Origin of the sequence: Paenibacillus oleatilyticus, from assembly GCF_018998565.1 — a bacterium.
In the GTDB taxonomy this organism is placed as follows: Bacteria; Bacillota; Bacilli; order Paenibacillales; family NBRC-103111; genus Paenibacillus_G; species Paenibacillus_G oleatilyticus.
In genome coordinates this window covers 23,705-36,513 of record NZ_JAHNZO010000030.1, presented here as the reverse complement: position 1 = coordinate 36,513, position 12,809 = coordinate 23,705, and the positions used below count along the sequence as shown (strand labels likewise).

Below are 12,809 nucleotides of genomic sequence, written 5' to 3'. Positions count from 1 at the left end.
CGAAATGCGATTTCAAAGCATGTTCACCGGTTGGATATGGCAAACTGAAACGGAGAGTGGTACAATAAGGCAAGCACTCCAAGCGAACAGGTAGTAATGCACACGTGAACAAGTCTCTTGTTTACTGGGTTCACGTGAAGCCCGGCGCTTTCGCGCGAAGGCGGACCAGTGCTTTACCATACTGCTGATCAAAAGAAGATCGATAATAGGAGGATCACAATGACGGTATCTAACAAAACGATCGAACAACTTTCCGTGGACACGATCCGCACGCTTTCCATCGATGCGATTGAAAAAGCCAAGTCCGGACACCCCGGGATGCCGATGGGAGCCGCGCCAATGGGCTATGAGCTCTTCGCGAAGCTGATGAAGCATAACCCGGATCAGCCGACGTGGATTAACCGCGACCGTTTCGTGCTGTCTGCGGGACACGGTTCGATGCTGCTGTACAGCCTGCTTCACCTCTCCGGCTACGACCTGCCGATGGAAGAGCTGAAGCAGTTCCGCCAATGGGGCAGCATGACGCCGGGCCATCCGGAAGTAGGCCACACGCCGGGCGTTGACGCGACGACGGGCCCGCTCGGTCAAGGTCTTGGCATGGCGGTGGGGATGGCGATGGCGGAAGCGCATCTTGCGGCTGTTTACAATCGTGAACAATACCGAGTCATCGATCACTATACATATGCCATTTGCGGCGACGGAGACCTGATGGAAGGCATCTCGTCGGAGTCCGCTTCGCTGGCGGGCCATTTGAAGCTCGGCAAACTGATTGTACTGTACGATTCGAACGATATTTCGCTGGACGGCGAGCTGAATCTGTCATTCTCCGAGAATGTCGCCCAGCGCTTTGAAGGCTACGGCTGGCAGGTGCTGCGCGTCGAGGACGGCAACGATCTGGGGGCGATCCACAAAGCAGTGCTGGAGGCGCAGGCGGATTACCGTCCGACGCTGATCGAAGTGAAGACGGTCATCGGCTACGGCAGCCCGAACAAAGCGGGCAAAGGCGGCCATGCAGGTCCGCACGGTTCCCCGCTCGGCGTGGACGAAGTCGCGCTCACCAAGAAAGTGTACGGCTGGGACGAAGCGCAGCACTTCCACGTGCCGGACGAAGTGCGCCAGCATTTCGCCGACGTGAAAAGCAAGGGAATTCAATCGTACGAGGCTTGGAAGCAACTGGTTGCCGACTATGCCAAGGCGCATCCGGAGCTGGCGAAGCAGTTCGAGGCGGCCTCAAGCGATGATCTGCCGGAAGGCTGGGACAAGGACATTCCGTCCGACGTTTCGGCGGACAAGGGTACCCGTACGGCTTCCGGCACGGTGCTGAATGCAATTGCCAAAAACGTGCCGTGGCTCGTCGGCGGCTCCGCCGACCTGGAGTCTTCGACCATGACGCACATGAAGGATCTCGACGTGCTGACATCTAAAGACTACAGCGGTCGCAATATCTACTTCGGCGTTCGCGAGTTCGGCATGGGCGCGGCTACGAACGGCATGCTGCTGCACGGCGGCGTGAGAGTGTTCTGCGGAACGTTCTTCGTCTTCTCCGACTACTTGCGTCCGGCGATCCGTCTGGCGTCGATCATGAACGTGCCGGCGATCTACGTGTTCACGCACGACAGCATCGGCGTCGGCGAAGACGGCCCGACCCACGAGCCGATCGAGCAGCTTGCCGCGCTGCGCGTCATTCCGGGCGTGACGGTTCTTCGTCCGGCGGACGGTCCGGAAACGGCAGCCGCTTGGCGCTATGCTGTTGAGAACAAAAAAGGCCCTGTCGCCTTGATCTTCTCCCGTCAAGCGGCTCCGACGCTGGAAGGTACGGCGAACGGCGCTGTCGACCGCGGTGCGTACGTCTTGTCCGATGCAGCTAATGGCAAGCCGCAGGCGCAAATTATCGCAACGGGGACGGAAGTGCAGCTTGCGATGGGCGCGCAAAAGCAGCTTGCCGAAGAAGGCATCGCGGTTCGCGTGATCAGCATGCCGAGCTGGGAGCTGTTCGACAAGCAGCCGCAGGAGTACAAGGATTCCGTCATTTTGCCGGAGGTGAAAGCGCGTCTGGCGGTCGAAATGGGTCATCCGTTCGGCTGGGAGCGCTACGTCGGCGAGCAGGGCGACGTGCTCGGCATCAACAAGTTCGGCGCATCTGCTCCGGGTCCGGTTGTGATCCGCGAGTACGGCTTCACGGTGGACAATGTGGTAGCCCGCGTGAAAGCTTTGTTGAAATAAGAATTGGGCGTCGAACAATAGACGACGAACGGCAGCGGGCGGTGGCGGATGAACGCACCGTCCGCGGCTGGTTCAGACGAGAAAGAGGGAAATCGGTCCATGTCGCAATTTGAGAACGTAACCGCAGTGAAGAAAGCGAACATCTATTTCGACGGCAAAGTGACCAGCCGCACGGTGATTTTTGCGGACGGAACGAAAAAAACGCTCGGCATCATGCTGCCCGGCGAGTATGAGTTCGGTACGGATACGAAGGAAATTATGGAGATTCAAGCGGGGGAGCTGAAGGTGCTGCTGCCCGGCGCCAGCGAGTGGCTGGAAATTAACGGAACAGGCGAATTTACGGTGCCCGCAGGCGCCAAGTTCAAGCTGGACGTCCGCACGGTGACGGACTACTGCTGCTCTTACATTAGCGAATAACGAAAAGCAAACCCCGCACACCCGATCCGGTATAACGAACCAGATAGGCCGATGCGGGGTTTTTGCAAAATGAATCAGGCTTTGGAAGCTTTCTCTTGCTCTTCCGATTGGACGCGGATGTATTCCTCGAGCTTGAGCCGCACGTACGGCGGCAGTCCCGACAGCATGCAGCCGTAGCGGAACAGCCCGTTGTCCGGATCGATGCGGATGATGCGCGCCGTGATCGGCGGCAAGTCCGCTGCCTTCGGAAAATGAAGCACGATGAACATATCGCGGGCGAGCGGGAACGACGAGACGATGCGGATGCCGCTCTCCGACAGGTCGACCAGCGAGCCTTCGATCAGTTGCCCGGAGAAGGAGCCTTCCTGTTCCCATTGGTAGACGGATAAATGCAGCTTGATGTCGAGCTGAATGCGCGCGTTGCGGCGGCGTTCGGTCGTGACTTCGGCAGACTTGTCCCGGCTGCTGACCTGCATGTGCATCCAATCCTCATAGCATTGGATGACCGAGCACAGATCGTCTTCCCCGAGGCCTTTGGCAAGGCCCATCTGGAACAGACCCGTAGCGGTGCGAAGCATCGGCGAAGGCATCTGGAACCCGTCGGCCACGTCGCCGGCGAGCAGCAAATCTTTCAGCATCAGCTTGGTCGAGAACTGGTTGCTGAAGTCGCGGCTTACGATCTTGGAGCCTTTCAGCTCGGCTTGTCTGCTGTTCGCGCCGCCGGCAAGGACGATGCTCAAGAAGCTTTCCGGGTCGAGACCGGCTTTGGTTACCATGGACAAGCCCTCCATCAGCCCGAGCGCATTGATGCCGACCATCGTATTATGCGCAAGCTTCGCATAGGAGCCGGAGCCGCTTGGCCCCATGTAGACGATTTTGCTGCCCATCGCTTCGAAGACGTCGCGCTGTGCGTCCAGCGTCTCTTCCTGCCCGCCGACCATGAAGACGAGCGTGCCGTTTTCGGCCGCAGGCTTGCTGCCGGTGACCGGCGCGTCCAGAAAATCGACCAGATGCAAGGCCAGCTCGTCGTAAATTTTGCGGCTCGTCGCAGGGGAGACCGTGCTGCAATCGATCACGGTTTGTCCGGGACGCAGGCTGTGAGCCAGTCCGCTCTCGCCGAACAAGCTGTCCAGAACGACCTGGTCGTTGCTCAGCATCGTGACGATGACGTCCGCTTCTTTCGCGACTTCAGCGGGGCTCGCTGCCTGTGCGGCGCCGAGGGCGACAAGCTCCTGGGCTTTGTCCGCCGTGCGGTTGTAAACGTTCACGCGAAAACCTTTTTGGATCAAATTGGCAGCCATAGGTTTGCCCATAGTGCCCAGACCGATAAATCCGACAGTTTTCATGATCATCCATCACCTCTTGCCTGTATTTTAACATTTTGCCAGTGAGCTGTGAATTGTTCTCTTGCGTTTCGGCTAGAAAGTAAAGTATTCTATACACTATAGGGATTTAATGTGTTACCGTACGACCAAGGTTTCGATTCGAAGCAAGGACAAGTCTTGCCCGCATGTCACAGAGAAAAAAACGATTCGGACGGGAGGATGTATTTGGAATGGGAGCTAAACTTCGTTTTGATTACAGCAAGGCTCTTGGTTTCATTCAACAGCACGAGGTGGATTATTTGGCGGGTGCCGTAGCCGCCGCGCACAATCAATTGCACGACAAAACCGGCGCCGGGAACGATTATCTCGGTTGGATCGATCTCCCGGTCAATTACGATAAAGAAGAATTCGCCCGCATCCAGCAGGCGGCCAAGCGCATTCAATCAAATTCCGACGCGCTTGTCGTCATCGGCATCGGGGGCTCCTACCTGGGGGCCAGAGCGGCGATCGAGATGCTGTCCCACAGCTTCTACAATCTGCTGCCGAAGGATAAGCGCAAGACGCCGGAAATTTATTTCGTCGGTCAGAACATCAGCTCCACCTACGTGACGCACCTGCTGCAGCTGCTCGAAGGCAAGGACATTTCCGTCAACGTCATCTCCAAATCCGGCACGACGACGGAGCCTGCCATCGCTTTCCGGATTTTCCGCGAGCTGCTTGAGCGCAAGTACGGCAAAGAAGGGGCGCGCGAACGCATCTATGCGACGACGGACCAAGCGAAGGGCGCGCTGAAAAAGCTCGCGACCGAGGAACGCTACGAAACGTTCGTCATCCCGGACGATGTGGGCGGCCGCTATTCCGTGCTGACAGCCGTCGGCCTTCTGCCGATTGCTACCGCGGGCGTGGACATCGAAGCGATGATGCAGGGCGCGGCGGACGCGCGCGAGGTGTACTCCAATCCGAACCTGACGGAGAACGAAGCGTACCAATACGCTGCGGTTCGCAATGCGCTGTACCGCAAGGGCAAAACGACGGAAATTCTCGTGAACTACGAGCCGTCGCTGCATTACGTCTCCGAATGGTGGAAGCAGCTGTATGGCGAGAGCGAAGGCAAGGACAACAAAGGCATTTACCCGTCTTCGGTCGATTTTTCCACGGATTTACATTCCATGGGTCAATTCATTCAGGAAGGCTCGCGCAACTTGTTCGAGACCGTCATCCAAGTCGAGCAGGTGTCGGAGCAAATCACGATCGGCACCGATCCGCAAGATCTGGATGGCTTGAACTTCCTGAGCGGACAAACGATGGATTTCGTCAATAAAAAGGCGTTCGAGGGTACGATGCTTGCTCATACGGACGGCGGAGTGCCGAACCTGATCGTCACGCTGCCCGATCTGTCGCCTTATACATTCGGTTACATGGTTTATTTCTTTGAAAAAGCCTGCGGCATCAGCGGTTACCTGCTGGGCGTCAACCCGTTCGACCAACCGGGCGTGGAGGCATATAAGAAAAACATGTTCGCACTGCTCGGCAAACCGGGCTACGAGAAAGAAAAGGCTGCGCTCGAGGCCAGATTGTCGAAGTAACTCGCAGCGCGCGGAAAAAGCGGTTCATCCCCCGGGATGGCTGCTTTTTTTGCAGGCATCCCGGCGCCGGATGTTCCGGAGGCTACGGCCTGAGAAGGAGGCGCCAGGAAACGTTCATGTTAACGCGGTACAGAACGGTTAAGCGATTCGGCTCGGCGGAGATCGTCATTAAGAAGTCCCGGTTTATCGGGTTTGCGAAGCCGGTCGAGACCGAGGAAGAAGCCGTTGCTTTCATCGAAAGCATCAAGAAGGAGCATTGGTCCGCTACGCATAACTGCTCGGCTTACATGATCGGGGAACGCGACGAGATTCAGAAAGCGTCCGACGACGGGGAGCCGAGCGGGACGGCGGGGAAGCCGATCCTCGAAGTGATCAAAAATCAAGGTCTGAAAAACGTCGTCGTCGTCGTAACCCGTTACTTCGGCGGCATTATGCTAGGGGCGGGCGGCTTGATTCGCGCCTATACCGACGGGGCGGTCGCCGGACTTGCTGCGGCGGAGCAGGTGTATAAGGTGCTCCACCGGGAAGTGCTGGTGGAGGTCGATTATACGTGGCTCGGCAAGCTGGAGAACGAGCTGCGGAACCGCGGCATGATGATGGGCGAGACCGTTTTCACCGATAAGGTGACGTTGAGCTGCTTGCCTTTAGTTGAGGAAGCGGATACATTTGCCGCATGGATGACGGATTTGACCCAGGGTCAAGGAACGATCATCCACGGAGAAGAACGTTACGTAGAGCATGCCGAGCTTCCGTGAAGCGGAAGCCGGCGGCTTTTAGTATAAATCACGCATAGAAATGAGGGAGGCACTTGGCAAGAAAAGCAGTTGCACAAGAACTAAGCCGGACGCGCATTTTGGAAGAAGCGCGGCAGCTTTTTATCGAACACGGTTATCACGCTTTAACCATGCGAAGCATCGCAAAGTCGATGGGTTACAGCCACGGAGCATTGTATTACCACTTCAGCGAAAAAGCGGAGCTGTTCTATGCGCTGGTCAATGAAGATTTCAAAATGCTGCTGGAGCGCCAAAAAGACATGCTGAACCGGTCCCGTCTCGGGGATATCGGACAGTTGGAGAAGCTGATGCTGGAGTTCATCCGCTTCGGGCTGGACAATCCGCATCATTACGAGATTATGTTCATGATCAAAGATCCGGAGCTGCTGCGGTATTCCCGGGAAGAGCAATCGCAATGCCTCGATCTGTTCGCCGCGGTCGTACGGGCGGTCGTCTCCCGTCAACCGGGGAACGAGAAGAAAATGTACAGCTTGCCCTGGAGCTTGTTTATGTCCATACACGGCTTCATCTCGTATAACATTCATTACAACCAAGCGTATCAGGATGTTCGAAAGCTGGCAGAGCAGCACGTCAAATATTTATGCGAAGGGCTGCAAGGATAAGCCATTACCGGATCGGTAAATTTTTTTCACCCTTATGCTTCATTGCACTAATGCGTTGTCGCTTCCTCGCTTTATTCTTTATCCCCGAATGAATTTTACAAAGCAAGAGCGCTCGCGGGGCCCGTCAAATTCGCAGAAATAAATGCCCTGCCAGCGGCCCAGTACCAATCGCGAGCCGGATACAAGCACGGTTTGGGAGGAGCCTGTCGTTATCGCCTTCAGATGCGAGGCGGTGTTTCCCTCGGCATGACGGTACTTCGGATGCGTCCAAGGGTATACTTCATCGAGCCGCATCAGCACGTCGTGGCGGACATCGGGATCCGCATTTTCTTGAATGGTGATGCCGGCCGTCGTATGGGGACAATAAATGACGGCGAGTCCCTCTTCCAGTTGTTCCTGCTTCAGCAGATCGTGAATCAGACGGGTAATTTCGATCATTTCGTCGCGCTGTTTCGTATGTAGGTGGAGCGTGTGAATCATGACAAAACCTCCTTCGGTTTTTGTTCGGGGATGCAGGTTCGTCACCATTATATTACACCGGGCATGCCCCTACAAAACATGGTACAATGGAAGGGAGAACGAAAGGCGCACGAAAGGGTGACCCTGGTGAATTTAACGACGAACACGTTTGAAAACACGGAATTTATGATTGAAGAAATTAAGAAAAAGCTGCGGATGGCTTCCGGCGCTGCGCTGAAGGCTTCCCAGCTCAATGACGAGCAATACGAAGAACTGCGCGACATTTATGAGATGGTTGCCGGGAAGAATCAATTCAGCATCAGCGAAATCGAAGCGATTACAACGGAGCTTGGCCGTTTGCGCCGCGGCTAAACGGAGCGGCGGCACCTGCAAATGCAGGACAGGACGATGGCACATCTTGCTTGGCCGGCGGGGCATTTATACAAGCAGCCCCGGTGTCCATCCCGTACTATATAGCGTTATCCCCAATCTATTAGGGCCACGGCCCGACGCTACTATTCGGAGGTGTACGCATATGCCAAAAGCAGTCCGCAAGCAGGATGTCGCCAAACTGGTAGGCAAACAGATTTATGCGGTCAAGAAAGACGGAACGGTCGTAGAAGGCAAGTTGGTGCGTATTAACGGTAACCAATTGATGATTTCCACTAGCAATGGCAAGCAGGTGAAAACGTCGGCGATTCTTCCGCTCGTTCTGTTCGATTTGCTCGCCATCGGAACTGCCCCATACGCCTACGGCGGTTGGGGTGGGGGCTTCGGCGGTTGGGGTGGCTTTGGCCCGTTTGGCGGAGGCTTTTTCTGGTAAGACGCCCGCAGAAGATGCTCGGTCCATGTGAAAAATCCCGTTCTGTGCGGTTGTCCGCTGCAGGACGGGATTTTTGACTTGGTCCGGGGCTATTTAAACCCTTTGTCTTGCGCTTTGCCGCTCCAGATGAACATGAACGCAAGCGAGGCCGCCACAATAAGAGGCGGGAGATACATGATCATGAAATGCTCCATGAAATCTTCATCCTTTCTTCTGGCCTTGAACGTAGCCGGCATCGAACAGGAACAGCCGCAGCAGCAGCCACATCGACGGGATCAGCACGAGCAAGCCGGCGATAAAAGCGACGACGAGCGTAAGAGCCATCGTTTCGTTCGTGAAACCGCCGTAGATATTAATGTACGGGTATAACACATAAGGTAGATGCGCCGCTCCGTACCCGTAGAAAGCAAAAGCAAATTGCAGCATAACCAGAGCGAACGCCCATCCGTAATTTCGGCGCTTCCAGATGAAATAGACGGCGATCAGGAAGCACAGGAAGGAAGCGGCAAACATCCAGTACAGGTCGAGCATGTTTTCAAAATGCCGCGGATTCTGAGTTCGGATGCCCAGAAACACCAGAAAGCTCGAGAGGATGGTCGGGCCGCTCCAGAGCAGGGCGTAACCGCGGACGACCTCCAGCGCATTCCCGTCCCTGGCTTTGGCTGCGTAGTACGTCAGGAACATCGCGGAGATGTATAGCACGCTTACGATGGCCAGCAGCACGACGCTCCACGAATAGGGACTTGCAAGCAGCTTGGGCCACAGAAACAGCACTTCGCCGCCGCGCTCTTCGATGAAGCCGCCTTCCGAGATGGTCAGCACCGTCGAGAGCGAAGCGGGGATCAACAGTCCTGTCGCTCCGTACAGCAGCATGTATCCGCGGTTTTCTTTACTGCCGTAGGTGCTGAACGCATAGTATGAGCCGCGCAGGGCGAGCAGAATGACCGCCACGCTGCCCGGGATCAGCAGTGCTGTCCCGTAGTAATAGGCGGTGTGCGGGAAGAAGCCGACAATTCCGACGACGAAGAAGATCAGGAAAACGTTCGTGACTTCCCACACCGGGGACAGGTAGCGTTGGATGATCTTATGAATTTTATTTTGTTGCCCGGTGATGACGCTGTAGTAGCTGAAAAATCCGGCGCCGAAATCGATGGAGGCGACGATGAGATAGCCGTACAGAAACGTCCACAGGACGGTAATGCCGAGCAGCTCGTAGCTCATGGACGGCGGCCTCCTTTCTCGATGCCGAGCGTGATCATTTCCTCGAAGACGTCATGCTTGCGGAACAGCTTGCCGAGCACGCGTACGACCGTGAAGCCGAGCAGCAGGTACAGGAAACAGAATAAGACGAGCATCATATCGACATGGTCCGATGTGGTGGCCGCATCGGATACTTTCATGAAGCCGCGCAGGATCCAGGGCTGCCGGCCGAGCTCTGCGAAAAACCAGCCGACTTCGATCGTCAGCATCGCAAGCGGGCCTGCGACGACAATCATGCGCAGCAGCCAGCGCGGTGCTTCCAATGTTCGGCTAAGTCGGCGCCGGAATAAGTAAAGAAGGCCGACGAGCACCAGAAACATGCCGCTGGCGATTTTGAAATTGAACAGGTAGTGAATCACGAGCGGCGGCCATTCGTCCTTCGGAAAATCGTTTAAGCCGATGACTTCGCCTGCCGGATCGTTATGCGCGAGCACGCTGAGCATATACGGAATGGAGATGCCGTATATGACTTCGTTGTTTTCGTCCAAGGCTCCGCCAAGAATGAGCGGCGCGTGCGTCTCGGTCTCGAAATGCCACTCGGCCGCCGCAAGCTTCTCCGGCTGATACTTGGCCAGAAACTTGCCGGACAAGTCGCCGATGGCTGCGGTACTGATCGCAAACACGAACGCGGCGGTCATCGTCAGCTTCAGCGCTTTTTTATGATAGACGTGATCTTTGCCGCGCAGCAGCTGCCAGGCGGCGATAGCAGCCAGAATCAAGGCGCATGTCGTGTAAGACGAAGCGAGCACGTGAGATACTTTCGTCGGCGTCGCCGGGTTGAACATCGCCACCAGCGGCTGCAGGTTCTTGATGACGCCATTCTCCAGGGTAAATCCGCGCGGCGTATTCATAAACGCGTTTAGCGTCGTGATGAAGAAGGCGGAAGCGGACGACCCGATCACGATCGGGATCATCAGCAGCAGGTGGGTCGTCTTCTTCTTGAACCGGTCCCACGTATACAGGTAAATGCCGAGGAATATCGCCTCGATAAAAAAGGCGAACGTCTCCAGAAACAGCGGCAGCGCAATTGCCTGCCCGGCGATCTTCATAAAGCTCGGCCACAGCAGACTGAGCTGGAGACCGATGGCGGTCCCCGTGACGACACCTACGGCGACCGTGATGACGAAGCCGCGCGTCCAGCGGCGGGCCAGCAGCAAGTAGTGCGGATCATTCGTCCGGATGCCGCGCCATTCGGCGAGCGCGATCATAACCGGAACGCCGACGCCGATCGTAGCGAAGATGATGTGGAACGACAGCGTCAGTTCGGTTAGCATTCGGCTGAAAAATACCGGATCGTATTGCATAAGAGGTTCATCTCCTTCAGGCGAGCAGGATGTATTTAAGCGAACAATCTCCTGAAAAAAGCAAGCAGCATGACGAACCCGACGATGAACATAAGGATCATCAGACGCTTTTCATACTTTTTGTAAGGCTCCAACGGATCATCACCTCTCCCAAGAAACAATTAAACAAAGTGGTTCTTGGTTCAATCTTACCCCAATACATGTGATATTTTTCACACAATTATGGTGAACTGTTGAAGAAAGTATGGCGACTTGATGAAGGGATGGGAGGAATGGCGGTGAGGCAAATGGGAGGGAAGAGGGGGAGCTCACACCTAGGTTGACGGCTTGGATTCTTTTGGGTTTAGACCGGAAGACGAAGAGGATTATGACGAATAATGTCGAATTATGGGGAAAGTCACTTGGAAATCGAGGAGGCGAATGCCATTTCCGGGTTGTGCGGGATTGATGTTACGAAAAAGAAGAAGATCAGTCTTGCTACGCTTTTAACAGGGCTGGTTTCCCTTTCCGTCGCGCTTACTTTGACGATTCTGCTTCTGGCGTCCTATCATTCCAATAAGCAATCGTTATTCGAAACGAGATTCGCCTTGAACCATTCGGCCGCGGCCAAAATGAGCCAGTCCATCGATTCCTTATTCAAATCGATGCGGGCCGGGTTGAAATACACCGGTACCTATATTTCGGTAAACCATCTATCGAATGAGCAGGAGCTGCAAAAGCAGCTTGAAATGCTGCGCCTCAGCGGCAGTTTTTTCAACTCCATCGCCGTCGTGGATGAAACGGGTCTCGTCCGCAGTATAGCTCCGTCTTCCGTCGGCGCGGTGGGACAGCATATCTCGGCGGAAGCCTCCAAAGAAGCGCTGGCATCAAGAAAGCCCTATATATCCAAGCCTTACACCTCGTCAACCGGACGTCGCATCGTTTTTATGAGCGAGCCGCTGTACGATAAAGACGGAGTATATCGCGGCTTTATCGGAGGCAGTCTTTATTTGCAGGAAAATAATATATTGAATACGATGTTTGGCAAGCATAACATCGATGGCGACGGATCGTATTTTTACATCGTGAGCTCAAGCGGTCATTTATTGTACCATCCGGACAAATCCCGGATCGGCGAAGATAACAGCGCAAATCTGGTCGTTCAGAAGGTGCTTCGGGGCGAAAGCGGGTATGACCAGGTGACCAACTCCCAAGGCATCACCTTTCTTGCCGGGTATTCCCCCGTTCCGGAAAACGGTTGGGGCGTCATCGTACAATCTCCCATCAGCGTCGTATACGAGGCATTGGACAATTATATCCGAACGATCCTCGTCTATACTCTGGCTCCATTTGTCGTATTGATGATCACCGCCATATGGCTTGCCCGGCGCTTGGCCCGTCCGTTCGTATCTTTGGCTAACCTGGCAGGTAAATTGGGGAGAGGCGAAAAAATCGTTCTTCCGGACATCAAGCATCACTGGAACCGGGAAGCCGACTTATTGACTCAGACGATTACGCTTGCGTTAAGCGATTTGCAGAAACAGACCGATCAATTGACACATGCCGCCATGACCGATTCTTTAACGGGGCTAACGAACCGAAGAACGTTCGAATCCATCATGTCGCAATGGACGGAAAAGCAGCAGCCTTTCGCCCTTATCGTGATGGATATCGACCGGTTCAAGTCGATCAACGATACCTACGGTCATCAGGCGGGCGACGAAGTATTGAAGCACTTGGCTCGCATCCTCACTTCGTCCGTGCGCTCCAATGACGTATGCTGCCGCTACGGCGGAGAAGAATTCGTCGTGCTTCTTCCGTTCACCACCGCGCCGGATGCCTGGATCACGGCGGAACGGGTTCGTATAGCCTTTGAAACACGGGAGAACCCCCTTGGAATCCCGCTGACGGTCTCATTGGGTATCGCTGACTATCCATCCCACGCCGAATCCCCCGAACTATTGTTTCAACGGGCCGACCATGCTTTGTATCAAGCCAAGGAAGCGGGGAAGAACAGGACGATCATAGCCGATTAGA

At 55.2% G+C, this 12,809-nt stretch carries 13 protein-coding genes; 8 read left to right on the top strand and 5 right to left on the bottom strand.

Features of this window, described 5'->3' with window-relative positions; translation table 11 throughout:
- Window positions 1-219: 219 nt before the first annotated feature.
- Both tkt and ppnP read left to right on the top strand, forming a co-directional pair.
- Window positions 220-2,223, top strand: coding sequence for a transketolase (tkt, locus tag KQX66_RS29010; RefSeq protein WP_216796405.1), 2,004 nt, complete (start codon window positions 220-222; stop codon window positions 2,221-2,223).
- Between the two features lie 99 nt (window positions 2,224-2,322).
- On the top strand, window positions 2,323-2,640 hold the full coding sequence (gene ppnP / locus KQX66_RS29005; protein WP_025849509.1) for a pyrimidine/purine nucleoside phosphorylase: 318 nt from the start codon (window positions 2,323-2,325) through the stop codon (window positions 2,638-2,640).
- Between the two features lie 74 nt (window positions 2,641-2,714).
- On the opposite strand, the gene KQX66_RS29000 is transcribed toward ppnP, so the two are convergent.
- Window positions 2,715-3,992, bottom strand: a complete 1,278-nt coding sequence (locus tag KQX66_RS29000) for an NAD(P)-binding domain-containing protein (protein ID WP_253957506.1) — start codon at window positions 3,990-3,992, stop codon at window positions 2,715-2,717.
- A gap of 203 nt (window positions 3,993-4,195) precedes the next feature.
- On the opposite strand from KQX66_RS29000, the gene KQX66_RS28995 reads away from it, so the two are divergent.
- The 3 genes from KQX66_RS28995 (at window position 4,196) to KQX66_RS28985 (ending at window position 6,947) form a co-directional block, all read left to right on the top strand.
- The gene (locus KQX66_RS28995) at window positions 4,196-5,551 is read left to right on the top strand and encodes a glucose-6-phosphate isomerase (RefSeq protein ID WP_216796403.1); all 1,356 of its coding nucleotides are present in this window, start codon (window positions 4,196-4,198) and stop codon (window positions 5,549-5,551) included.
- A 116-nt stretch (window positions 5,552-5,667) separates the two neighbouring features.
- Window positions 5,668-6,306, top strand: coding sequence for a YigZ family protein (locus tag KQX66_RS28990; RefSeq protein WP_054974136.1), 639 nt, complete (start codon window positions 5,668-5,670; stop codon window positions 6,304-6,306).
- A gap of 53 nt (window positions 6,307-6,359) precedes the next feature.
- Window positions 6,360-6,947, top strand: coding sequence for a TetR/AcrR family transcriptional regulator (locus KQX66_RS28985; RefSeq protein WP_216796401.1), 588 nt, complete (start codon window positions 6,360-6,362; stop codon window positions 6,945-6,947).
- Between the two features lie 78 nt (window positions 6,948-7,025).
- On the opposite strand, the gene KQX66_RS28980 is transcribed toward KQX66_RS28985, so the two are convergent.
- Window positions 7,026-7,427 (bottom strand): secondary thiamine-phosphate synthase enzyme YjbQ, encoded by a 402-nt coding sequence (locus KQX66_RS28980; protein WP_216796400.1) that lies wholly within the window; start codon window positions 7,425-7,427, stop codon window positions 7,026-7,028.
- A 126-nt stretch (window positions 7,428-7,553) separates the two neighbouring features.
- Here KQX66_RS28980 and KQX66_RS28975 point away from each other — a divergent pair, with 126 nt between their 5' ends.
- A complete protein-coding gene (locus KQX66_RS28975) occupies window positions 7,554-7,778 on the top strand; it encodes a DUF1128 domain-containing protein (protein ID WP_025849503.1) in 225 nt (74 codons plus the stop codon).
- Between the two features lie 163 nt (window positions 7,779-7,941).
- Window positions 7,942-8,229 (top strand): hypothetical protein, encoded by a 288-nt coding sequence (locus KQX66_RS28970; RefSeq protein WP_216796392.1) that lies wholly within the window; start codon window positions 7,942-7,944, stop codon window positions 8,227-8,229.
- Between the two features lie 89 nt (window positions 8,230-8,318).
- On the opposite strand, the gene cydS is transcribed toward KQX66_RS28970, so the two are convergent.
- From cydS to KQX66_RS28960, 3 genes are read right to left on the bottom strand one after another with little or no spacing between them, the layout of a single operon-like run.
- Window positions 8,319-8,423 carry a cytochrome bd oxidase small subunit CydS family protein gene (gene cydS, locus KQX66_RS38750; RefSeq protein ID WP_010494598.1) on the bottom strand — a complete coding sequence of 35 codons (105 nt, stop codon included), beginning with the start codon at window positions 8,421-8,423 and terminating at the stop codon, window positions 8,319-8,321.
- A 7-nt stretch (window positions 8,424-8,430) separates the two neighbouring features.
- The gene (locus KQX66_RS28965) at window positions 8,431-9,450 is read right to left on the bottom strand and encodes a cytochrome d ubiquinol oxidase subunit II (RefSeq protein ID WP_216796390.1); all 1,020 of its coding nucleotides are present in this window, start codon (window positions 9,448-9,450) and stop codon (window positions 8,431-8,433) included.
- The gene (locus KQX66_RS28960) at window positions 9,447-10,793 is read right to left on the bottom strand and encodes a cytochrome ubiquinol oxidase subunit I (RefSeq protein ID WP_216796382.1); all 1,347 of its coding nucleotides are present in this window, start codon (window positions 10,791-10,793) and stop codon (window positions 9,447-9,449) included. The genes KQX66_RS28965 and KQX66_RS28960 overlap by 4 nt, the downstream gene beginning before the upstream one ends.
- 401 nt (window positions 10,794-11,194) lie before the next feature.
- Between KQX66_RS28960 and KQX66_RS28955 the strand changes: the two genes are divergently transcribed.
- Complete coding sequence (locus KQX66_RS28955; protein ID WP_216796380.1) at window positions 11,195-12,808, top strand: sensor domain-containing diguanylate cyclase; 1,614 nt, start codon at window positions 11,195-11,197, stop codon at window positions 12,806-12,808.
- The last annotated feature ends 1 nt before the right edge of the window (window position 12,809 follow it).

Bases quoted from the DNA above. Each gene is read 5' to 3' on its own strand.
- KQX66_RS28965 (WP_216796390.1), bottom strand. From the start codon at position 9,450: ATGAGCTACGAGCTGCTCGGCATTACCGTCCTGTGGACGTTTCTGTAC.
- KQX66_RS28960 (WP_216796382.1), bottom strand. From the start codon at position 10,793: ATGCAATACGATCCGGTATTTTTCAGCCGAATGCTAACCGAACTGACG.
- KQX66_RS28995 (WP_216796403.1), top strand. From the start codon at position 4,196: ATGGGAGCTAAACTTCGTTTTGATTACAGCAAGGCTCTTGGTTTCATT.
- KQX66_RS28980 (WP_216796400.1), bottom strand. From the start codon at position 7,427: ATGATTCACACGCTCCACCTACATACGAAACAGCGCGACGAAATGATC.
- tkt (WP_216796405.1), top strand. From the start codon at position 220: ATGACGGTATCTAACAAAACGATCGAACAACTTTCCGTGGACACGATC.
- KQX66_RS28990 (WP_054974136.1), top strand. From the start codon at position 5,668: ATGTTAACGCGGTACAGAACGGTTAAGCGATTCGGCTCGGCGGAGATC.
- cydS (WP_010494598.1), bottom strand. From the start codon at position 8,423: ATGGAGCATTTCATGATCATGTATCTCCCGCCTCTTATTGTGGCGGCC.
- ppnP (WP_025849509.1), top strand. From the start codon at position 2,323: ATGTCGCAATTTGAGAACGTAACCGCAGTGAAGAAAGCGAACATCTAT.
- KQX66_RS28970 (WP_216796392.1), top strand. From the start codon at position 7,942: ATGCCAAAAGCAGTCCGCAAGCAGGATGTCGCCAAACTGGTAGGCAAA.
- KQX66_RS29000 (WP_253957506.1), bottom strand. From the start codon at position 3,992: ATGATCATGAAAACTGTCGGATTTATCGGTCTGGGCACTATGGGCAAA.